Source organism: Pseudomonas sp. SWRI51, assembly GCF_014268825.1.
Taxonomy (GTDB): Bacteria; Pseudomonadota; Gammaproteobacteria; order Pseudomonadales; family Pseudomonadaceae; genus Aquipseudomonas; species Aquipseudomonas farsensis.
In genome coordinates this window covers 27,194-47,973 of record NZ_JABWRG010000029.1, presented here as the reverse complement: position 1 = coordinate 47,973, position 20,780 = coordinate 27,194, and the positions used below count along the sequence as shown (strand labels likewise).

Annotated in this window: 17 protein-coding genes; 5 read left to right on the top strand and 12 right to left on the bottom strand. The window is 64.6% G+C overall.

The genetic code is table 11. The annotated features are described in order from the left end of the window. Positions 1-159: 159 nt before the first annotated feature. Positions 160-972: an SDR family oxidoreductase gene (locus tag HU720_RS11680; protein WP_186520082.1), complete on the top strand. Its 813-nt coding sequence runs from the start codon at positions 160-162 to the stop codon at positions 970-972. Positions 973-1,203: 231 nt separating this feature from the next. Here HU720_RS11680 and HU720_RS11675 read toward each other — a convergent pair whose 3' ends face one another. The 4 genes from HU720_RS11675 to HU720_RS11660 form a co-directional block, all read right to left on the bottom strand. After that, positions 1,204-2,697, bottom strand: coding sequence for an efflux transporter outer membrane subunit (locus HU720_RS11675; RefSeq protein ID WP_238337686.1), 1,494 nt, complete (start codon positions 2,695-2,697; stop codon positions 1,204-1,206). Positions 2,698-2,708: 11 nt separating this feature from the next. Beyond that, complete coding sequence (locus tag HU720_RS11670) at positions 2,709-3,770, bottom strand: HlyD family secretion protein (protein ID WP_186520081.1); 1,062 nt, start codon at positions 3,768-3,770, stop codon at positions 2,709-2,711. Positions 3,771-3,798: 28 nt separating this feature from the next. Beyond that, on the bottom strand, positions 3,799-5,322 hold the full coding sequence (locus HU720_RS11665; protein WP_186520080.1) for an MFS transporter: 1,524 nt from the start codon (positions 5,320-5,322) through the stop codon (positions 3,799-3,801). 296 nt (positions 5,323-5,618) lie between these two features. Beyond that, positions 5,619-6,524: a LysR family transcriptional regulator gene (locus HU720_RS11660; protein WP_186520079.1), complete on the bottom strand. Its 906-nt coding sequence runs from the start codon at positions 6,522-6,524 to the stop codon at positions 5,619-5,621. 225 nt (positions 6,525-6,749) lie between these two features. On the opposite strand from HU720_RS11660, the gene HU720_RS11655 reads away from it, so the two are divergent. Further along, positions 6,750-7,205 carry a universal stress protein gene (locus HU720_RS11655; RefSeq protein ID WP_186520078.1) on the top strand — a complete coding sequence of 152 codons (456 nt, stop codon included), beginning with the start codon at positions 6,750-6,752 and terminating at the stop codon, positions 7,203-7,205. An 11-nt stretch (positions 7,206-7,216) separates the two neighbouring features. Here the strand turns inward: HU720_RS11655 and HU720_RS11650 are convergent, their stop codons facing one another. The 6 genes from HU720_RS11650 to HU720_RS11625 form a co-directional block, all read right to left on the bottom strand. Next, positions 7,217-8,539: a HipA domain-containing protein gene (locus HU720_RS11650; protein WP_186520077.1), complete on the bottom strand. Its 1,323-nt coding sequence runs from the start codon at positions 8,537-8,539 to the stop codon at positions 7,217-7,219. Then, complete coding sequence (locus tag HU720_RS11645) at positions 8,529-8,855, bottom strand: helix-turn-helix transcriptional regulator (RefSeq protein ID WP_186520076.1); 327 nt, start codon at positions 8,853-8,855, stop codon at positions 8,529-8,531. The genes HU720_RS11650 and HU720_RS11645 overlap by 11 nt, the downstream gene beginning before the upstream one ends. A 141-nt stretch (positions 8,856-8,996) precedes the next feature. Next, positions 8,997-9,857 (bottom strand): HlyD family secretion protein, encoded by an 861-nt coding sequence (locus HU720_RS11640; protein ID WP_186520075.1) that lies wholly within the window; start codon positions 9,855-9,857, stop codon positions 8,997-8,999. Between the two features lie 10 nt (positions 9,858-9,867). Beyond that, a complete protein-coding gene (locus HU720_RS11635) occupies positions 9,868-10,068 on the bottom strand; it encodes a DUF1656 domain-containing protein (protein WP_186520074.1) in 201 nt (66 codons plus the stop codon). After that, complete coding sequence (locus HU720_RS11630; RefSeq protein WP_186520073.1) at positions 10,058-12,235, bottom strand: FUSC family protein; 2,178 nt, start codon at positions 12,233-12,235, stop codon at positions 10,058-10,060. The genes HU720_RS11635 and HU720_RS11630 overlap by 11 nt, the downstream gene beginning before the upstream one ends. Next, a complete protein-coding gene (locus HU720_RS11625; RefSeq protein WP_186520072.1) occupies positions 12,232-13,758 on the bottom strand; it encodes an efflux transporter outer membrane subunit in 1,527 nt (508 codons plus the stop codon). The genes HU720_RS11630 and HU720_RS11625 overlap by 4 nt, the downstream gene beginning before the upstream one ends. A 180-nt stretch (positions 13,759-13,938) precedes the next feature. On the opposite strand from HU720_RS11625, the gene HU720_RS11620 reads away from it, so the two are divergent. Both HU720_RS11620 and HU720_RS11615 read left to right on the top strand, forming a co-directional pair. Next, complete coding sequence (locus tag HU720_RS11620; RefSeq protein WP_186520071.1) at positions 13,939-14,886, top strand: LysR family transcriptional regulator; 948 nt, start codon at positions 13,939-13,941, stop codon at positions 14,884-14,886. Positions 14,887-15,109: 223 nt separating this feature from the next. Then, positions 15,110-16,084 carry a D-glycerate dehydrogenase gene (locus HU720_RS11615; protein WP_186520070.1) on the top strand — a complete coding sequence of 325 codons (975 nt, stop codon included), beginning with the start codon at positions 15,110-15,112 and terminating at the stop codon, positions 16,082-16,084. 7 nt (positions 16,085-16,091) lie between these two features. On the opposite strand, the gene HU720_RS11610 is transcribed toward HU720_RS11615, so the two are convergent. Then, positions 16,092-16,991: a DMT family transporter gene (locus HU720_RS11610; protein WP_186520069.1), complete on the bottom strand. Its 900-nt coding sequence runs from the start codon at positions 16,989-16,991 to the stop codon at positions 16,092-16,094. 212 nt (positions 16,992-17,203) lie between these two features. On the opposite strand from HU720_RS11610, the gene HU720_RS11605 reads away from it, so the two are divergent. Beyond that, positions 17,204-18,079, top strand: coding sequence for an AraC family transcriptional regulator (locus HU720_RS11605; RefSeq protein WP_186520068.1), 876 nt, complete (start codon positions 17,204-17,206; stop codon positions 18,077-18,079). Positions 18,080-18,327: 248 nt separating this feature from the next. Here the strand turns inward: HU720_RS11605 and HU720_RS11600 are convergent, their stop codons facing one another. Further along, entirely contained in the window at positions 18,328-20,739 is a 2,412-nt protein-coding gene (locus HU720_RS11600; protein ID WP_186520067.1) for a TonB-dependent receptor, read from the bottom strand. Positions 20,740-20,780: the final 41 nt, after the last annotated feature.

The following is a 20,780-nucleotide window of genomic DNA, read 5'->3' as shown; positions in this document are numbered from 1 at the left end:
GCTGCGAAGCAGCCCCGGCGATTCTGCATGAGGCACGAATCCTGGGGCCGCTTCGCAGCCCATCGCGACACAAGGCCGCTCCTACACGATCAAAAGCTACTTGCTTGAAACCATGGAATCGCCCACAGCACCTCCAACCAACCCACACAGGCCCAGCCAATGCCCACCGTTCTTATCACCGGTTGTTCCAGCGGCATTGGCCGCGCCCTGGCCCACGCCTTTCGCGATGCCGGCCACCAGGTCTGGGCTACCGCCCGCAAGCCGCAAGATGTCGACCAACTGAACGCCGCAGGCTTCACCGCCCGCCAACTGGATGTGAACGACGCCGAGGCCCTCGCCCACTTGGCCGAGGAACTGCCGCAACTGGACATCCTGATCAACAACGCCGGCTACGGCGCCATGGGCCCGCTGCTCGATGGCGGCGTCGAGGCCATGCGCCAGCAATTCGAAACCAACGTGTTCGCCGTGGTTGGCGTCACCCGCGCGCTGTTCGGGCACCTGCGCCGTTCACGTGGGCTGGTGGTGAACATCGGCAGCGTGTCGGGGGTGCTGGTGACCCCGTTCGCCGGGGCGTATTGCGCGTCCAAGGCTGCCGTTCACGGGCTGAGCGATGCCCTGCGCCTGGAGCTGGCGCCGTTTGGCATCCGAGTGATGGAAGTACAGCCAGGGGCGATTGAATCGCAGTTTGCCAGCAATGCGCAGCAACAGGCCGAGCAGGTGCTGGCGACCGATTCGCCGTGGTGGCCACTGCGTGAGCAGGTACAGGCTCGGGCGCGGGCCTCGCAGGACCGGCCTACGCCTGCCGCGGTCTTCGCCCAAGGGCTGCTGGCCGCTACGCGCAAGTCGCCGGTGCCGGCGCTGGTGCGTATTGGCAATGGCAGCACGGCGCTACCGCTGATTGCCAGGCTGCTGCCGCAGCGCGTGCTGGACTGGGTATTGCGCAAACGCTTCGGCCTGCTGCGCCCGCTCTGAGGCACCGCGGGGCAAGCCCCCCCGACACGTGCATGCATTTGGATGATGCCTGCTCGGGCCTCATCGCAGGCTGTCGCCAGCTCCCACAGGCGTCTGGGTCAGGCCGCCATATTGTGGCTTGGCGCGGTCTCTGTGGGAGCTGGCGACAGCCTGCGATGAGGCCCGAGCAGGCTTGATCAGCCCCCTGAAACTCAGCAGCACTGTGGGAGCGGGCTTGCCCCGCGATGGCCTTCAGGCCTTGTCGAAGGCCTGCCACCCACCACCGAGCGCCTTGTACAGGCCAACCAAGGCCTGCGAAACAGCCGCCGAGCTGTCGATCCACTGCTCTTCGCTGGCCAGCAGCGCCGATTGCACGGACAGCACGTTGAGGAAATCCACCGCCCCTTCCACGTACTGGCGCTGCGCGGTCTCAAGCGCGATACGGTTCTGCCGCACGGCTTCGGCCAAGTGGTCGCGGCGCAGCTGGCTGGCGTTGTACAACCGCAATACATCGTCGATTTCATGCCACGCCCCCAGCACCACCTTGCGGTAATTCAGCGCCGCTTCCTGCTGCTGCGCCTCGCGCAGTTGCAAGGTGCCCTTGAGCCGCCCACCTTCGAAAAGCGGCAGCGACAGTTGCGGGCCGAAGGCGAAGCGGCGCGAATCCCAGGCGCCGAAGTCCGACAGCTGCATGGCCTGAAAACCGACGCTGCCCGACAGCCGAATGCTCGGGTAGAAGTCAGCCTTGGCCACGCCGATACTGGCAGTGGCGGCATGCAGCCGCGCCTCGGCCTGGCGGATATCGGGCCGGCGCTGCGCAAGCTCCGACGGCACGCCAATGGCAAAGCGCTGCTGCGGCGCCGGCAGCTCGCCGCCTGGCTGCAACAGGCCCTGCAAACTGCGCGGTGGCTCGGCAGCCAGCAGGCTCAGCGCGTTGATCAGGTCGTCGCGGCGGGCTTCAAGGCTGGGCAGCCGCGCTTCGATCGAAGCAACCTGGGCGCTGGCCTGGGCAACGTCCAGACGCGTGGCGACGCCTTCGGCCTGACGGTCTTCGGACAGCTTCAGACTGTGCCGGGCCACCTTGAGGTTGTCCTCGGTCACCTGCAACGTATGCTGCACGGCGCGCAACTGGATGTAATCACCGGCGGTCTCTGCAAGCAGCGCCAGCAGCACGCCACGGCGGTCGTTCTCGGCCACCTCGACACTGGCATCGGCGGCCTCGACCTGGCGCCGCACGCGGCCCCAGAGGTCCAGCTCCCAACCGGCAACCAGGTCGCCCTGCCACAAGTTGTAGGCCTTTTTGCCCGCGTTGCCAGACGGGTCGCTCAAGCCTTGGGCACTGTTGCGGGCGCGGCTGTAGCCGGCGTCGGCATCCACCGAAGGCGCTTGGTCGGCGGCCACCGTGCCACGTATGGCGCGGCTTTGCAGCAGGCGCGCGCTGGCCATCTGCAGGTCGAGGTTGCGCTGGGCGACCTTTTCGATCAGGGCGCTGAGTTGGGCATCATGGAAGCTGTCCCACCAGCGCAGCTCCAACGGTTCGGCGACCGGCTGGCTGGCCGCGGCCTGGGCTTGTAGCGCAGCCCAGTTTTGCGGGGCCTGGCTGGCAGGGGATTGGAAATCGGGGCCGAGGGTGCAGCCGACGAGCAGTATGGGAGCAGCCCACGCGACCGCGATCCCTTGCAGGAGCGGCCTTGTGCCGCGAAAGGGCTGCGCCGCAGCCCCAGCAATCTCGGCACGATCACACATCCGCAGCCCACTCATCGCGCACTCACCTCTTTGCCATCCACCAAATCCCCCCCGGTGTCTATGGTCGCCTCCACCGACATACCCACTCGCAAGCGCTCAAGCAACGGCTGCCCATCATCGAAGACGATCTTCACCGGAATACGCTGCACCACCTTGGTGAAGTTGCCAGTGGCGTTGTCAGGCTTCACCGCCGCAAACGTCACCCCGGTGGCCGGGGCGATGCTCTGCACATGGCCGTGCAGTTTTTCACCCGCAAACGTATCGACGCTGATGCTCACCGGCTGCCCCGGCTGCACATGGGTCAGCTGGGTTTCCTGGAAATTGCCAACGATGTACGCCTGCGCCAATGGCACCACCGAGAGCAACCGCGCCCCCGGGTTTACATACGCACCAACGCGCAGGGCACGCTCGCCGACCATGCCATCCACCGGTGCGGTGATGCGGGTGTACGACACGTCCAGGCGCGCCTTTTCAAGCCCGGCCTCCGCGCGTTTGAGCTGGCCATCGGCGCTGGCAACCTGGGCGCTGAGCACATCCACCTGCTTGCGCGCCGCCAGCAGCGCCGCCTGGGTGTTGGCCAGCCGGGCGCGGGCCTGGTCGACCCGGCTGCGCGCTTGCTGGGCGTTCTGCACGGTGCCGGCGCCCTGCTCGGCCAGGCGGCTGTAGCGCCCGACTTCATGGTCGGCAAAGGCCACTTCAGCAGCCGCGGCGTTCACCGCCGCTTGCGCCTGGGCAATCAGCGCGGCCTGGCGATCCAAGGTAGCGCGGGCATCCAGGCTCTGCGCCTTGGCCACCAACAACTGCGCCTCGGCCGCATCGAGGGCGGCCTGGTAGTCGCGGGCATCGATGGTGGCCAGCAACTGGCCGGCGCTGACCTGCTGGTTATCCTCAACCAGCACCTCCTTGATAAAGCCCGCAACCTTGGGCGCGACCACTGTGTAGTCGGCGCTGACATAGGCATCGTTGGTGCTCTGGTGGTGGTCGCTGCCAAACAGCCAGGGGCCGGCGATGGCGGCCAGCACGGCAACAGCCAGCACCGCGCCGATAAACAGGGTTTTACGTTTCTGGGTCATTTTGCTTTTCTCGAATTCATCCACAGGCTCAGGCCACCGCACGGGGCGGGTAGACCCGGGTGGGCACGAAGGGAATCAGGCAGATCAGGGCAATGGCGATGCCCGCCATCACCAGGTAAAGGTCGGCAGAGGTCAGCACCAGGGCTTGGTCATGGATGCGCTTGGCCAGGCCCGCCGCGTGGTCATCCAGCAGCGGCGCATTGCCCAGGCTGTCGACCAGGTGGCTGGAATGAAAATGCCGGCGCAAGGTGCCAACGGCCTCGATCAGGCCACCGGCAATCACCGCTGCCAGGCCCTTGACCGTGTTGAACCAGGCCGAGGCGAACGGGCCTTCCTGGGGGCTCATGCCGTTGGTCGAGAGCATCAGCAGCGGCAGCACTGCCATCGGCTGGCCGAACACTTGCAGCAGGTAGAACGGGTAGAAGTCGCCGCGAATCCACTGGGATGTCAGCAGGCTGCTGCCAACGCACGAGGCCGCCAGCATGGCCAGGCCCACGCCGAGCACCCAGCGGCAGTCCACCGCGCGGATGTTGCACAGCGCAGCGGCCAGCGGCAGGGCGAGCAACTGCGGCATGGCCACCAGCATCATCAAGGGGCTGGTCTGCGCCGGGCGATAGCCGTGCAACTGGGCCAGGTAGGCCGAAGGAAGGCTGGCCGTGCCAGACAGCACGATCAGTACCCCGGCCAGGGTCAGCAAGGCAAAGCTCAGGTTGCGCCGCGACAGCATGCGCAATTGGAAGAACGGCAGCGGTTCGGACCATTCGTTGTACAGAAACAGCACCAGCAACAGCCCACCACCGCCCAGCAGCCAGCAGATCAGCGGCGAATCGAACCAACCCCAGCGGTCGCCCAGCGACAAGCCGAGCACGGTGCAACTGATGGCCGGCAGGCCCAGCAGCACGCCGCGCCAGTCGAACTGCTTGAAGCGTTCCAGGCGCAGAGGGTCCTGGGGCAGGCCCCAGGCGACGCAAAGCATCGCCAGCAGCGACGGCAGGATGATCTGCCAGAACGCCCACTGCCAGCCAACGTACTCGGTCCACAACCCGGCCAGCGGGGTGCCGAGGTTGGGCCCGAAGGTAGCGGTCAGGGCATAGCAGGCCAGGCCGTAGATCTTGATGCCTGGCGGCAGAAAGCGCAGCGCCACGCTCATCAGCATGGGCGGCAAGGCCCCGGAGGCGAAGCCCTGCAACACGCGCAGCAGCATCAGGCTGTGCAGGTTGGGGGCGAAGGGTTGCAGCAGGCCAAGCAGGGCAAACAGGGCCACCGCGCACAGGGTGAAACGGCGCAGTGAAAAGGTGGTGGCCAACCACGGCGCAAAGGCCATGGCCGAGACCGAGGCTGCGCTGTAGGCGGCCAGCAGCCAGGCACCCTCATCGGCGCCGATGCCCATCGCGCCACGGATATCGTTGAGCGAAATCTTGGTCACAGACTCGTTGAGGCCGGCGCAGAGCACCGCCAGCAGCACGCCGAACAGCCCCACCACCACCTGCAGGCCAAACGCCGCCTGCACAGGCGCAGCGGGCGCGGCAGAGGGTGGGGTCAGGGAACTCATGGGATGACATCTCCAGCAACAAATTTTCGGCTGGGGGAAGTCTAAGAAGGTCGAATGATGACGGAAAGCGACTTATTGGCAGGTTTATGTTGCGCCAGACGCAATCCACCTTGGATCGACGTCGCCTGGATCGCGGGGCAAGCCCGCTCCCACGGATTTGATTGGCAGTCCTGTTCTCGCCTCATCGCAGGCTGTCGCCAGCTCCCACAGGGACCGCGCACAGTCGCAATATCAGGGCCTTGCCTTGAACCTGTGGGAGCTGGCGATAGCCTGCGATGGGCTGCAAAGCAGCCCCTTCAGGTCTCGCTACCACAGCAAGCCTTCAACATCCTGCGCAACCATCGGTGCGCGGGGTCGTTGTCAAAGCGCGGATGCCAGGCCTGCATCACCCGCACCTTCTCCAGCGGCACCGGGATCTCGAACGCGCGCAGCGGCAGGCCGAACTTGGCCACGCTGCCGAGGATGTTCGCCGGCATCGGCAGAATCAGGTCCGACTCCGGCAACGAGAACATCGCTGAATGAAAACTCGGGGTGATCAGCGCTACCCGCCGGTGCACGCCGTAGTTGCCCAGCTCCACATCGATCGGCCCATTGGCCCGCCCGCGCCGCGACACGCTGATCTGCGGGTACCTGGCAAAACGTTCGGGGGTGATTGGCCCATCGAAGATCGGGTGGTCGGCCCGCGCCAAGCCAACGAACCAAGTATCGAACAGGCTCTGCACCTTTATTTCAGGCCCAAGCTCGATGCTCGAGCTGACCACCAGGTCGATCTGCCCATGGCGCAGCACCAGGTCGTCATCACCCTGATGCTCGGGCACAAAGCGCAACACCGTGTTCGGTGCTTCGGCAAGCATCATGTGCAGCAGCCGCGCCCCATACAGGGCGATGAACAGGTCATTGGTGCGAATGTTGAACGCCCGGTCGAGGTTGGCCAGGTCGACCTCATCGCCGCTGCGAAACACCTGCCCAGCCTGCTCCACCAGCAGCCGCACCTGATCACGCAGCGCCAGCGCCCGTGGCGTCGGCACCAGGCCGCGGCCAGCGCGGACCAGAATCGGGTCGCCCATGGCATCGCGGATGCGCCCCAAGGTACGGCTCATGGCTGCCGGGCTCAGGTTCATGCGCTGGGCTGCGCCCACCACACTGCCTTCGTCGAGCAGGGCATCGAGGGCGACCAGCAGGTTCATGTCCGGGAGTTGCATGGCGGGTGTTCCGTGACTGCTGTGGGAAACGCGATGGTAGCAGGTTGCCGGATTGCGTCAGACGCAATGCCGCCGTGCGTGGCGGGCCATTTATCTTGGGCTGGTTATGGGTCAGCCTTTAGCGGCCCTGTCGCGGGGCAGCCCGCTCCCACGCTGGCGAGCGCCTGGACTTTGTAGAAGAGGGCTTGCCCCGCGACAGGCCGCCACTGCCAACAAGGATCCCCCATGCCACACGTCCTGATTGCCATCGACGCCTCCCCCGCCTCGGCCAGCCTGCTAGACCTTGCACGACGCTACTGCCGCCCCGGCGAGCACAGCCTGCACGTGTTGCTGGCCATCGACAGCACCTTCGCCGTGCACCACCAGCCCAAGGCCTACACCGAGCAGGAACTGGAGGAGTACCCCGCCGCCTGTGACGAACAACAACTGGCCGAGCGCGCGGTAGCCTTCGCCGTCGCCAACCTGCGCGAAGCAGGCTTCGAGGCCGTCGGCTGCATGGCGACAGGCCAACCGGCCGAGGCGATCATCGACAAGGCACAGGCGCTCGAATGCGAGCTGATCATCATGGGCCACCGCCACCTGTCACGCCTTGGGCGGCTGCTCGACCCGTCGATCAGCGCCAAGGTGATCGACCGGGTGCAGGTGCCGGTTTTGGTGGGTGTTGCTGACGATCCCCGTTGATCTGCCGGCACTCAAGCAAGCGCAGTCGCCAGCAACTGAGGGCGTATACGCTCTGCCAATCGGGCAATGTCCATATCCTGATCCGGCAAGTTTTCGAAGGCAAAGGGGTTGAGCATCTGACGGGTGGCCAGCACATTCTGGTCGACATTGCTTATGGACGCCTCCAGGCAAATCGCTGACCAGTGCAATGCAATATTTTCCAGTTGCCCGATGACAATCTCACGAGCCTGCACTCGGTCGAGCAAGAACAAGTGCGCAGCATTGAGGCACAACGCTATCTGGCTCTGATTGGCCTGCCCAAGAATCAACATACCTTGGCTTGCCACGTTCCCCGAACGACTCTGCGGGCAAATATCGTAGGCAGGGGTCAAGCTATAGGCCTGTCCATCAAAAAACGCCGCATGGTTACGCGCATGATCATCTGTGTTCCCACAGAGCACGTTGAATACCAGCCTTGCGAACAGTTCACGCAGATCGACGCGCGGATCGTGAAAGTCCCTGCGGATCACATGGGTCAACGCCTCATAGCTGGTGTAACGAGCCATCATCTCGTCCAACCCTTGCAGAGTCAGTGCAGAAACCATGAGCCGACGCGCCCACCCATCGTCGAGCTTGACCCGGTCGAAACGCTCAATCAGCAGCACATCCTTGCCCAATACCTTTTCTAGCTTGACCGGTGCCGCATTCAGCCCTGACAGCCGCGCAAGACGCATCATGATGAACTCGGACTTCACCACACTGATGGTGTCACCGGAGGCAGAAAATTTTGCCACGTACTTGCGTTCATGCTCCTGGATAAGCGCTTTGGGCCTTGCCCCGCCAATGGATGAACCATGCCGCAGCGCCTGATCCAGTTCAGGGGTAAGGGGTATGCCTTGCTCAACCAGACTCGCCGCATTGAGCAATTCCTCAAGCGTGGCGTTGTCATTGCTTCGTGCAACGTAGTGGCTGGCGGAAGTCTGAAAATCCAACGCGCCAATGCGATCCGAACCAGACTCAAGCATGTAGGTCTGCTCGTCCAGATCCTGATCATAGGCCGCCAGACCCGCCTTGCCGTATAGCCGGTTGATGATCACGCGCCGCCCCCAGGCGTCTGGCGATGCGTCACGAATACCGCTCGCCAGCTTCATCCCGTCTGGCGGCTCTATCAGTTCGGAGCTCAGGCCCAGTTCCAGAGAGTTGAGTGCTATCGCGCGGGGGTTGGCCAAATAGCTGCGACCGTAGATAAAGCCGAACCTGTCATCAGCCTGCCGGACCAAACGCCCAGCTACCACTGGAAGACTGGAACCCGGCAGCCAGGCCCAAACGAAGCAGGGCGTCGTGTCAGAAGTCATTGTCTACCTCTTGCCTGGTTTTCTGCACACGTGTGGGCAGCACTGCCAGCTTGTCTTGAATGCTGATAGCCAGGCTTTGATAACGCTCCGGCGCGTCGAACAAATGGATACCGAGCAAGTAGGCCAATTCAAAAAAAAGACCGATCTCGCATTTTGGATCACCTGCTTCCAGGCGGCGCAGCGTGCCTCGAGTCACGCCGAGCCGCTCTGCGAGATTTTGTTGGGTCAACCCTCTTTCACGACGCTTGAGGGCGATGAGTTGGCTAAAGAGCTGCAAAGCGCTCTGAGTGATAGGCGAGTAGGTACGTTTTGACATGCAGGACTCTCCTCAGGCATTGCACCAGTATGGGCTACGCAAGGATTATCGCAACAAAATGATCTACAAAACGACCATTAAACCATTTAATGATCGATATAAAGACCATTTAATGAACATTGAAAGAAGGCGAATTCTCGGTCACTCCCCGCCTTGCTTCACCACCACCGTACAGGTGGTGCCCGCGGCCAGCAGATACCCCTCGGGCACTTCGTCGATATGAATGCGCACCGGCACCCGCTGCGCCAACCGCACCCAGTTGAACGTCGGGTTCACGTCGGCGATCAGCTCGCGGCTTTGCGGGTTGTCGCGGTCGTAGATGCCGCGCGCGATGCTCTCTACGTGGCCGCTCAGGCGTTCGCCGCTCATCATCTGCAATTCGGCCTGATCACCCACCTTTACATGGGGCAGCTTGGTTTCTTCGAAGAAGCCATACACCCAGAACGACTGCTCATCCACCACCGCCATGACCGCCTCGCCAGTGCGTGCGTAGTCGCCCTTGTGCACGTTGAGGTTGGTGACATAGCCATCGACGGTGGCGATGATCTGCGTGCGCTTGAGGTTCAGCTCGGCGGCAGCGAGCTCGGCCTGGGCGTGCTGGTAGTCGGCGAGCGCCGAATTGGCGATGTTGCTGGCGTCATCGCGGTTCTCCCTGGAGATGACCAGGTTGTCCATGTCGGCGCGGCGCCGCGCATTGACCTTGCGCATCTCCCAAGTGGCCTTGCGCGAGGCCACCAGCGCCTTGGCCTGCTCCACCGCCAGTTGGTAGTGCTCGGGGTCGATGCGGATCAGCACCTCGCCCTTCTTGACCCGCTGGTTGTCCTTGACCGGCACCTCCACCACATAGCCCGGCACATCGGCGGCGACGTTGATGATATCGGCGCGCACCCGCCCGTCGCGGGTCCACGGGGTGGTCATGTAGTGCAGCCACAACTGCCGGCCAATCACCACGGCTGCGGTCAGCACCAGCAAGGTGGCGATCAGGCTGAAGAACTTTTTCATCGAAGGTTTCTCACCAGTAGAGCGACAGCGCCAAGGCGCCGAACAGGCAGACGAACAGGCACAGGCGCAACAGCGCCGGGTGCCAGAAGAAGCGATAGCCGTCGTGGCTTGCGATAAACCGGTCCAACCCCCAGCCAAGGCCCAGGGCAAACAGGAACATCAAGGTCATGGTCGGCATGTACACGCCATGGAAGGCGATTTCACGGGGCATGGTGCAGTCCTTGGGCCGGAGCCAGGGGCGATTGCGGATCAAGCAGGGCGGTGCGGATGAAGTGCAGGTAGCTCTGCACCCGGCGCAGCACCGAGGTATCGAAGTGCCGGGCGAAGGGCTCGTCGGTGGCCTGCACGCGGCTGATAGCGTGGTCAACCGCCACCAGCGCGCGCTCGTGGTTACTGGCGCTGGGTTGCAGGAACAGCCGCGCCAGCGCCCGCCCCATCACGCGGATCGCCTGGCGCCAGGGCTGGCTCTGGGCATAGGCCGGGTGCACCGGCGCGCGCTCCTGCTCTTTACGCAGCTCGATGACCGCGTGGCCGATTTCCAGCACAGTGAACATCCACCCCATCAGCTCGCTTTGCACCTTCGGCTGCCCGGCAGCCAGGCCATATGCCTGGTGCAGCAGGTCGCGGGTACGGCTTTCGAAGGCCGAGCCGAGGCCGCGCAGGCGCCCACTGATGGCAAACAGCACCTGTTCGCGCAGCGCCTGCTCCAGGCGGCTCCACAGCCAGCGGCTGTTGGGCGGCAGAATGATCGCCCCGGCAGCGGCGCAGACGAACATGCCGATGACCATGCCGATGTAGTCATTGATAAACGCGTAGGGGTCATACACGGTGAGGTTGTTTGGCACCGAGCCGATGGCGAAGAACACCAGCAACCCCAGCCCGTAACCGGCATAGGCCGGGCGCGAGGCCAGGAACGCGCCCAGCGTGAACACCGGCGCCAGCACCATGCACAGCAGCGGGAAACCGTCGATCCAGGGGAACACGAAAAAGGTTTCGAAGAAGCCGACAAACGCCCCAACTGCCGTGCCGCAGGCCATCTGGAAGGCCATGCGCTTGGGGTTGGGCGATGCCGCCGACAGGCCCACGGTAACGGTCGCGATCAGGGTCATCATGGCGCCGCTGGGCCAGTCGCTGAGCAGCCAGTAACTGCCCAGCAGCAACAGCACCGCCGAGGCGCGAAGCCCTGCGGCCAGCGACACCAGCCAGCTGGTCTGCGCCACATAGGGCTCGTCCCACTGCTCGCGGGCGTGGCTGTGGGCGGCCAGCGAGGCGTGGGTTTCGGCGTAGCTGTACATCTCGTCGATGAAGCGGTACAGCAACTCGAAGGCGGTATGGAAATCGAGCAACTCCGCCTCGCTCGGGCCGGTTTGCAGGTACTCGGCGCGCAGCCCGCGTACCTGGGCCTGCAAGCCTTCCTTGTAACTGCCCAGCTCCAACGTCAGGCGCAGCGCATCGGCATCGGTGAGCGCGCGGCCAACGTAGGGTTCGAGCAGCTCGGCCAAGGTCGCAAGGCCCGGCTCGATGGCCCCGACAATCTGCACCGGCCCGCGCGCGCGCAGGCGTTCAAGCAGCCGGTGCAAGGCGTTGAAGCGGGTGGTGATGGCCATGAACTCGCTGTTCATGCGCACCAGCCGCCCGGAGCGCCGGCGCATGTGCGGGTCTTCGAAGGCGGTGACGTTGCGCAGGCTTTCCAGGCCCACCGCTTCGGCAACAAAACGCAGGTTGCTGGTTTCGAAACGGTCGCGTTGGCTGTCGCCGCGCAGGGCCTCGACCACCACCCCGGCAAAGGTGCCAAAGCGCTGGTACAAGGCGTTGCGCATGGCGGCGCTGGCCGACTGCGGCAAGATCGCGGCGCTGACAAAGGTGGACACCAGAATCCCCAAGGCAATCTCCAGCACCCGCCACACCGCGGCCATGAAGGCCTGGTCGGGGTGCTGCAACACCGGCAGGCCGATCATCGCCGCCGTGTAGCCGGCCAGCACGAAGCCATAGGCCTGGAAGGTGCGGTAGCGCATGGCCCCGGCCGAACACAGCCCCACCCACAGCGCAAGGCTGGGCAAAAACAGCTCGGTGTTCTGCGGGAAGATGGCAATCAGCGCAACCATCATCGCCGAACCTGCCAAGGTGCCCAGCACCCGGTAGAAACTCTTGGCGAACACATGGCCGCTTTGCGGCTGCATGACGATGAACACGGTGATCATTGCCGTGCGCGGCTGCGGCAGCTCGAGGCGCATGGCCAGCCACAGGGTGATGAACGCCGCCGCCAGCACCTTGAAGATATACACCCAGGTCACGCCGTCGGTGCGCGCCCAGGCAAAAAAGCCCCGGCGCCATTCCAGGCTGTGCAGCCAACGCAGCGGTAAGCTCAGGGTGCTCATCGGGCGTGGCCTGTACGGTCGAGCAGGGTCAGCGCCGGCGGGGTTGGCGGCGCCTCCTGATGCTGCTGGTCGGGCACGTCGCTGCCGGCCTGCAGGCCACCGCCCAGTGCAGTTACCAACTCTGCGTGGGCGATCAGCCGCGCCGCCTGCACCTGCTGCTGCACCTGCTGCTGGCGGAACAGCAGCGTCTGCGCCTGGAGCACATTGAGGTAGTCGGTAAGGCCGCGCTGGAAGGCCACGGTGGCGATGTCGTAGGTTTTCTGCGCGGCGGCCACGCTTTGGGCGGCAAAGTGCGCCTGTGCATTCATTGACTCGCGGCGGATGAGCTGGTCTGAAATGTTCTTCAACGCGCCGACCACGGTCTGGTTGTAGTGCGCCACTGCCAGGTCATACCCGGCGGCGGCCTCGCCCAGTTGTGCGCGCAGGCGGCCGCCATCGAAGATCGGCAAGCTGATGGCGGGGCCTGCGTTGTAGTTGAATTTGCGCCCGGTCAGAAACTCCAGCGGGCCGCCGCCGGTGGCCATGAAACCCAGGCTGCCGACCAGGTCGACGTTAGGAAAGAACCCGGCATGGGCGACGTCGATGCCGCGCGCCTGGGCAGCAACCTGCCAGCGGCTGGCGACCACATCGGGGCGCTGGCCGACCAGTTCGGCGGGCAGGCTCGAAGGTAGTTCCAGCGCTGCGCCAAGCGCCAGGGCCGGGCGCTGCAACTGGCTGCCCGCCCCCGGGCCTTTGCCGGCCAAGGCGGCGAGCTGATTGCGGGCCAGGGCAATCGCTTCGTCGAGGCTGTCGAGTTGGCGATGGGTTTCGGGCAGCGGCGCTTCGGCCTGGCTGACTTCGAAATGCGTGCCGATGCCGCCGTCCAGGCGCCGCTTGGCCAAGGCGACAATCTGTTCCTGCTGGGCCAACTGCGCCTTGACGATATCGCGCCGGGCATAGTGCAGGCTGAGCTGGATATAGCTGCGCACCACGTTGTTCTCAAGCTCAAGCTGCGCCTGGCGGGCCTCGGCGACGCTCATGTGGGCCTGGTCCAACGCCTGCTCGCTGGCGTTGCGCTCCCGGCCCCAGAGGTCAAGCGCGTAGCTGAAACCGATGGCTGCGTTGTTGTCCCAGGTGTTGGCGCCGGACAGCGCGCCAGGGCCGTAGAACTGATCCTCGGGCCAATTGTGGCGTTTGAGGGTGGCCTCGCCGTTGGCCTGCAACTGCTCAGCCGATTCGACCACCCCCGCCATTGCCCGCGCCTGGCGTACCCGTGCAGCGGCCATGGCCAGGCTCGGGCTGCCGGCCAGGGCCTGGGCCAGCCAGTCATTCAGTTGCGCATCGCCATAGGCGCGCCACCACTGGCGCACGGGCCAGTGGGCATCACCGACCGCTTCGCGGATGGCGTGGTCGGTGGCCAGCTGGTTGGCCTGGATTGTCGTACTTTGCGGGGCAATCCCCCAGGTTCCGATACAGCCGCTCAAGGTCAAACTTAAAACACAGGCACTGAGCGCCCGGAGCGCTCCGATGTTGCGACGCGGCACAGCGGCGATTTCCCGAGGAAGAGGTGAAGGGGCCGGGCAATTCTAGGGGCGGGTTTGATTGGCGATAAGCGTATATTCCTGCGAATCTTTGTTACCAAAACAGCGATAATCCGGCTTTAGTCGCACGTTCAATCGCGTTACTTCATGTCACAATTTTGTCCTCTAAACCGAGAGTGACCCATGGACACCCTGCAAAACATGCGTGCTTTCAGTTGCGTAGCCCAGCTCGGCAGCTTTACCGCTGCCGCGGCGCAACTGGATACGACCACCGCGAACGTGTCGCGAGCGGTCTCCAACCTGGAAGCCCACTTGCAAACCCGCCTGCTCAACCGCACCACCCGGCGCATTGCGCTGACCGAGGCAGGCAAGCGCTACCTGATGCGCTGCGAGCAGATTCTCACCTATGTGGAGGAGGCCGAAGCCGAGGCCAGCGATGCCCACGCCCGCCCCGCCGGGCAGTTGAAGGTGCATTCGATGACCGGCGTCGGCCAGCATTTCGTGGTCGATGCCATTACCCGCTACCGCGACTCGCACCCTGATGTCACCTTCGACCTGACCATGGCCAACCGCGTGCCCGACCTGCTCGAAGAGGGTTACGACGTGTCCATCGTGCTGGCCACCGAGCTGCCCGACTCAGGCTTCGTTTCGCAGCGCCTGGGCATCACCTACAGCATTGTCTGTGCCGCCCCCGCCTACGTGGCCCGCCACGGTTTTGCGCAAAAGCCCTCGGATCTGCTCAAGCACGCCTGCCTGCGCATGGTCAGCCCGGTGATCCCGCTGGAAAAGTGGTTATTCGACGGCCCGGAAGGCCAGGAGGTGGTCAACATCACCAACTCGCCGTTCCAGGTGAACTCGGCCGACGCCATGAAGACCGCGATCCGCAGCGGCATGGGTGTGGGTGTGCTGCCGATCTACACAGCCATCGAGGGGCTGCGCGATGGCAGCCTGGTGCGGATTCTGCCGGAGTACCGCTTGCAGGAGCTGAACCTGTACGCCATCTACCCATCGCGGCAATACCTGGATGCCAAGATCAAGACCTGGGTCGAATACCTGCGCAACTCGCTGCCGGAAATTCTTGCCGCCAACGAAGCCGACCTCAAGACCCACGAACTGCACATCGCCAACTGAAAAAGCTGCTGCATTGAGGGTGGGGACAATGGTAGGTTGCTATGCATTGACCCCAGCGTCTGGCAGACAGGGCCACGGGAGGGCTTTGCCCTCCATCGCGACACAAGGCCGCTCCTACAAGTCCTGCGCCACCTGTAGGAGCGGCCTTGTGTCGCGAAAGGGCCGCACAGCGGCCCCGCTTTTCTGCCCGACTTCGTTCCCCGCCTTGCAGAGAAGCAGCCCGATGAAAAAGACCGTCCTGGCCTTCAGCCGTATCACCCCGGCCATGGCCGAGCGCCTGCAGCAAGACTTCAACGTCATTCTGCCCAACCCGAAACAGGGCGATATCAACGCCCAGTTCAACGAAGCCCTGCCCCACGCCCACGGCCTGATCGGCGTCGGCCGCAAGCTTGGCCGGGCGCAACTGGAAGGTGCGGGCAAGCTGGAGGTGGTGTCCAGCGTGTCGGTCGGCTACGACAACTACGACCTGGACTACTTCAACGAGCGCGGCATCGCCCTCACCAACACCCCCGACGTGCTCACCGAAAGCACCGCCGACCTGGGCTTTGCCCTGATCATGGGTTGCGCGCGGCGCACCGCCGAGCTGGACGCCTGGACCAAGGCTGGCCAGTGGCAAGCCACCGTCGGCCCTGCGCACTTTGGCAGCGACGTGCACGGCAAGACCCTGGGCATCGTCGGCCTGGGCAACATCGGCGCGGCCGTGGCACGCCGCGGCCGCTTCGGTTTCAACATGAACATCCTGTACGCCGGCAACAGCCGCAAGGCTGCCCTTGAACAGGAGCTTGGCGCCCAGTACCGCAGCCTGGACCAGCTGTTGGCCGAGGCTGACTTCGTGTGCATCGTGGTGCCGCTGTCCGACGCCACGCGCAAGCTGATCGGCGCGCGTGAACTGAAGCTGATGAAGCCCAGTGCATTCCTGATCAACATCGCCCGTGGCCCGGTGGTGGATGAGGCGGCGCTGATCGAGGCCCTGCAAAACGGCACCCTTCGCGGTGCGGGCCTGGATGTCTATGAAAAAGAGCCGTTGAGCGATTCGCCGCTGTTCAAGCTGCCCAACGCCCTGACCCTGCCGCACCTTGGCTCGGCCACTGCCGAAACTCGCGAAGCCATGGCCAACCGGGCGCTGGACAACCTGCGCGCCGCCCTGCTGGGCGAGCGGCCACAGGACTTGGTCAACCCGCAGGTGTGGAAAGGCTGAACCGGCTTCAACGCGCCGGGGCGGGCATTGCTACCCTGGCGCGCGGTTTGCGAAACACCAGCACGTTACCCGCCATCACCACCACCAGCCCCAGCAGCGCCGGTGCCGTCCACACATACCCCTCCGCCACGGCCGACACATTCAGCGCCACCAGCGGGAACAGCACCGTGCAGTACGCCGCACGCTCCGGCCCCATGCGCCCGACCAGGGTCAGGTAGGCGGTAAAGCCAATCACCGAGCCCGGAATCACCAGGTACAGCAGCGACCCTACATAGCGAGTGTTCCACTCCATATCGAACGGTATGCCGCTGACCAGGCAATACAGGCCCAGCATCGCCGCGCCGTAGGCCATGCCCCAGGCGTTGGTGGTCATCGGCCTGAGGCCGGCCTTCTGCTGCACGCTGGACAGCATGTTGCCCGCCGAGAAGCACAGCGTGCCGAGCAGTGCCAGGCCCAGGCCGTACAGCGTCTCGCGGCTGGCGCTGTGGTGGCTGAGCTCGGGCCAGAACAACAGCCCGAGCCCGAGCAGGCCCAGCACGCCGCCGCCGAGCACATTGGCGGCAATTTTCTGGCCGAAGAAAATCCGCGCATTCAGCGCATTCCAAAGCGTGGCAGTGGAAAACACCACAGCGATCAGGCCGCTGGCGATCCACTGGCTGGCGGTGAGAAAGCACATGAAGTTGATGCAGAACAGACACAACCCTTGGGCCAGGCAGATCATGTGGCCGCGCCGATTCATCGGTTGCAGGCGCCGGGTCAGCCGCAGGATGGCGAACAGGATCAGGCCGGCCAGGGCGAAGCGATAGGTGATCGATACCGGGATGGCGACCACGCCCAGTTGCAGCTTCAAGGCAATCCAGGTGGTGCCCCAGATCAGGACAGTGAGCAGGTACAACGACAGGTTCATGGCAGGCTTCCTTGGTCAGGCTTATGGCCCTGTCGCGGGGCAAGCCCGCTCCCACAAGGTGTGGAGGCAGGTTTGCCATGAGCCAGGGCCATCGCAGGCGTCCAGTCTCTGCGCGGCACCGCCCCCGCGCTTGCACAAACTTGCGCTTTTGCGCCGCTGCCTGCTGCCACTTGGCCCAAGGCGCAGTAGGATGGCCAGCAGAGGATCCGCCCATGTCTGCATTCGACCACCTGCAAGTCTTCACCGCCATGCACGCCTCCCCCCACGCTCAGCTGGAACTGAGCGCACAACTGGGCGACGGGCTGGCGGCTGCGTTGTGGAGCAACCGCAACGACGCTCGCGACTACCAGGCGCCCAGCCACCACACGCTGTCGTGCTACATCGCCGACGGCACGGGCACGTTTCGCCGGCAAAAGCCTGCCGACAAAGGCGCGCCCGACAAGCTGTGCATCATGCCGGCCGGGCATGAGTCGAACTGGATCGTCAACGGCGAGATTCGCCTGGCGCATTTGTATGTGGGCGAGGCGCAGTTCGCCCTGGGCTGCACCCGCCTGCTGGACCGTGAGCCACGGGAAATGCAGTTGCATGAAGCGACCTTTCTCGATGACCCGCAGCAGGCCGTGCGCTTTCGCCAACTGGTCGCGCTGAACTGGGCCGAGCCCGGCGAGCGGCTACTGACCAACAGCCTGGCCCACGCGATCATCGACCATGCGGTGCTGCACCAGACAGGCCGGCGCGAAGGGTTGCGGGTCAAGGGCGGGCTTGCGCCGCACCAGCGCCGGCAACTGGTCGACTACATCGAGGCCAGCCTCGATCAGCCGCTGACCCTGGGCGAGTTGGCGCTGCGCTGCAACCTGTCCGAATACCACTTTGCGCGGATGTTCCGCGCAAGCTTCGGCCTGCCGCCCCACCAGTACGTGTTGGCGCGTCGGCTGCACCGCGCCTGCCAGTTGCTGCGCGTTGGCCACATGGCGCTGGGGCAAGTGGCACTGGCGTGCGGTTTTGCCAGCGCCAGCCATTTCAGCAACCGGTTCAGGCAGGCGCTGGGCGCCACGCCTGGCGAATACCGGGCAGCGTTCGGGGGCTGAGCCTGTGCTCGCCAGATATATCTCCTTGTGGCGAGCGGGCTTGTCCCGCGTTGGGCTGCGCAGCAGCCCTGAGGATTACCCTTGGGTTTTCAGGGCTGCTGCGCAGCCCAACGCGGGACAAGCCCGCTCGCCACAACTCTCTATCGTTTCCCACAGGATTGGGTACAACCAGCAATGTTGCGGTTGAGCACGGCCTCTGCGGGAGCTAACGACAGCCTGCGGCGAAGGGAACACCCATCAGGAGGCAATCAGAACTCCAAAGTACTCGACAGGCTCACCTGCCGGGCATCGCCCACGGCGACGAAGTAGCGGTTCACCGCCGAGCTGTAATACACCTTGTCGAACAGGTTCTTGACGTTCAACTGCAAGCGCACCTTGTGGTCGTCCAGCTTGGTCTCGTAGCTGGCGAAGGCATCGGCCACGGTGTAAGCCGGCAGGTCGAACTCGTTGTTGGCATTGCCCGCCCGCTCGCCCACATAGCGCGCGCCGGCGCCCAGGCGCAGGCGGTCGCCGCCGAACACGCGGCCGTAATCGTAGACCGCCGAAACCGAGCCACTGTTGCGGGCGACGTTCTGCAGGCGGTTACCCTTGTAGTCAGGGTCGTCGGTCACTTCGGCGTCGGTGAAGGCATAAGCGCCCAGCAGGCTCCAGCGCTCGCTGAGCTGGCCGCTGACGTCCAGCTCCACGCCGCGTGAGCGCACCTCGCCCGCCGCGCTGTACAGAATGCCGCCGGTGGCCGTGTCGCTGTTGGACACCAGCACGTTGCGCTTGGTGATGTCGAACAGCGCCAAGGTGCCGGTGATGGCGCCGGGCATGTCGAGCTTGGCGCCCACCTCCCACGCCTTGCCCTGCTCCGGGGCAAAACCGGAGTCCAGGGTCAGCGGCCGGGCTGGCCCGCTGCTGGCCTGGTTCAACGGGGCAATGGTCGAGTTGGGTTTGAACGACTCGCTGTAGCTGCCATAGAACGACAGCTGGTCATCCACCTGATACACCAGGCCCGCATGCGGCACCCAGGTTTGCCCGCTGGTATCGGTGTTGGCCCTGAACGGGCGGCCACGACCGGCGTACTGGTCATACTGCTGGAAGCGCCCACCGGCCACCACGATCCAGTGGTCATCGAGGTGCCAGGCATCCTGCACAAACAGCGAGTCGGTGCGCAGCTTGTCGGTCTGGTCGCTGTCTGTGGCGCTAACGGTGGTGCCTTCAGCCTGCTGGCCATAAACCGGGGCCAGGTAGCTGAACGAGGTATTGCGCGCACCACGGATCAAATCGCCGCGAAAAACCTTGCGGTCCTCATGGTCGACCCCAGCGATCAGCTCATGGCGCATGCCGGCCAACTCGACATTGCCGTTCAGGCTGAATGTCGCGAACTGGTTGCGGCTCATGGCGTTGTGGGTGCCGTCACTGTTGCGGGTGAGCGTGCCAGCCCTCTCGTTGACCGCCGTGACGCGCACCTGGCTGGCATCGTAGGTTTCGCGGTTGGCGCTGTAGCCGAAGTGGGCTTTCCAGTTGTCGCTGAGCTGGTGGTCGACTTCCAGCCGGTACAGGTCCGAGCGCCCTTCCATATCGTTGTAGGGCTCGTCCAGGCGCCGGGTAGCGGGGATCTTCAGCGGGTGGCCGTTGCTGCCAAAGGCGGTGCCACGGTCGAACGGGTAGAGAAACTCACGGTGCTCATACGACAGCACCACCTGGGTGTCCTCGCCGAGCCAGGCCAGCGACGGCGCCAGCAGCGATTCGCGGTGGGTGCCGTAGTTGCGCCAGTAGTCTTCGTCTTCGTGGTCGACGATCAGCCGGTAGGCCAGGTTGCTCTCGCCCAGCGCGCCGGTGCTGTCCAGGCCGCCGCCGCTGCCGTTCTTGCCACTGCCGTAGGTCGAGCCGCGCACGGTAACAGCGTTGTACTGCTCGCGTTGCGGGCGCTTGCTGACCACGTTGATCACCCCGCCTGGGTCCTGGATACCGTACAGCAGCGAGGCCGGGCCCTTGAGCACTTCGACCCGCTCGGCACTGGCATTGAGCGAGCGGCCCTGCACCAGCGGCATGCCGTCGCGCATGATCGAGCCGTCGCGGTTGTCACCAAAACCGCGCTTCATGACGGTGTCAGCGGTGCCGCCGAAGTTGTTGCCCTGGGTGATGCCGCTGACGTTGTACAGCGCATCGTCCAGGTTGCGCGGGGCCTGGTCGCGCAGCACTTGGGCCGGCACCACGTTGATGGCGTGTGGGATCTCCAGGCTCGGGCCCTGGCCGCGCATGATCGACGCCGTGGCGGGCGGCTGGTAGCTGTATTCATCCTGCTGCGAGGTGATGTTGATCGCCTGCAGGTTGAGGGCTGCGCCGGTTTCAGCGGCGTCCAGGGTCAAGGTGCGCGCATCCAGGCGGCGCCAGGTCAGGCCGGAATTGCCAAGCAATTGTTGCAGTGCCTGCTCGGCGCTGAACGAGCCGTTGAGCGCCGGTGCTTGTTGCTCTGGCAGTGCCAGGGTGTACACCACGCTCTGCCCGGTGGCACGGCTGAAGGCATTGAGCGCCTGGGCCAGCGGCAGGCTCGGCTGGGCGAAGGCATACGCTTGGCTCTGCTGCGCGGCCAGCGCCTGGGGCGCCATGGGCAGGACGGACAAAGTGCTGAGGCCGAACCAGAGCGGGACGCAACGCGGGGTGAACTTCATGGACGCTGACCTGAGAAGGGAATAATCGGTTGCGAATGAAT

Excerpts from the sequence above, each read along its gene's own strand:
- HU720_RS11670 (WP_186520081.1), bottom strand. The coding sequence starts at position 3,770 with ATGACCCAGAAACGTAAAACCCTGTTTATCGGCGCGGTGCTGGCTGTT.
- HU720_RS11680 (WP_186520082.1), top strand. The coding sequence starts at position 160 with ATGCCCACCGTTCTTATCACCGGTTGTTCCAGCGGCATTGGCCGCGCC.
- HU720_RS11600 (WP_186520067.1), bottom strand. The coding sequence starts at position 20,739 with ATGAAGTTCACCCCGCGTTGCGTCCCGCTCTGGTTCGGCCTCAGCACT.
- HU720_RS11665 (WP_186520080.1), bottom strand. The coding sequence starts at position 5,322 with ATGAGTTCCCTGACCCCACCCTCTGCCGCGCCCGCTGCGCCTGTGCAG.
- HU720_RS11605 (WP_186520068.1), top strand. The coding sequence starts at position 17,204 with ATGTCTGCATTCGACCACCTGCAAGTCTTCACCGCCATGCACGCCTCC.
- HU720_RS11620 (WP_186520071.1), top strand. The coding sequence starts at position 13,939 with ATGGACACCCTGCAAAACATGCGTGCTTTCAGTTGCGTAGCCCAGCTC.
- HU720_RS11650 (WP_186520077.1), bottom strand. The coding sequence starts at position 8,539 with ATGACTTCTGACACGACGCCCTGCTTCGTTTGGGCCTGGCTGCCGGGT.
- HU720_RS11660 (WP_186520079.1), bottom strand. The coding sequence starts at position 6,524 with ATGCAACTCCCGGACATGAACCTGCTGGTCGCCCTCGATGCCCTGCTC.
- HU720_RS11610 (WP_186520069.1), bottom strand. The coding sequence starts at position 16,991 with ATGAACCTGTCGTTGTACCTGCTCACTGTCCTGATCTGGGGCACCACC.
- HU720_RS11675 (WP_238337686.1), bottom strand. The coding sequence starts at position 2,697 with ATGTGTGATCGTGCCGAGATTGCTGGGGCTGCGGCGCAGCCCTTTCGC.
- HU720_RS11635 (WP_186520074.1), bottom strand. The coding sequence starts at position 10,068 with ATGCCCCGTGAAATCGCCTTCCATGGCGTGTACATGCCGACCATGACC.
- HU720_RS11645 (WP_186520076.1), bottom strand. The coding sequence starts at position 8,855 with ATGTCAAAACGTACCTACTCGCCTATCACTCAGAGCGCTTTGCAGCTC.
- HU720_RS11640 (WP_186520075.1), bottom strand. The coding sequence starts at position 9,857 with ATGAAAAAGTTCTTCAGCCTGATCGCCACCTTGCTGGTGCTGACCGCA.
- HU720_RS11630 (WP_186520073.1), bottom strand. The coding sequence starts at position 12,235 with ATGAGCACCCTGAGCTTACCGCTGCGTTGGCTGCACAGCCTGGAATGG.
- HU720_RS11655 (WP_186520078.1), top strand. The coding sequence starts at position 6,750 with ATGCCACACGTCCTGATTGCCATCGACGCCTCCCCCGCCTCGGCCAGC.
- HU720_RS11615 (WP_186520070.1), top strand. The coding sequence starts at position 15,110 with ATGAAAAAGACCGTCCTGGCCTTCAGCCGTATCACCCCGGCCATGGCC.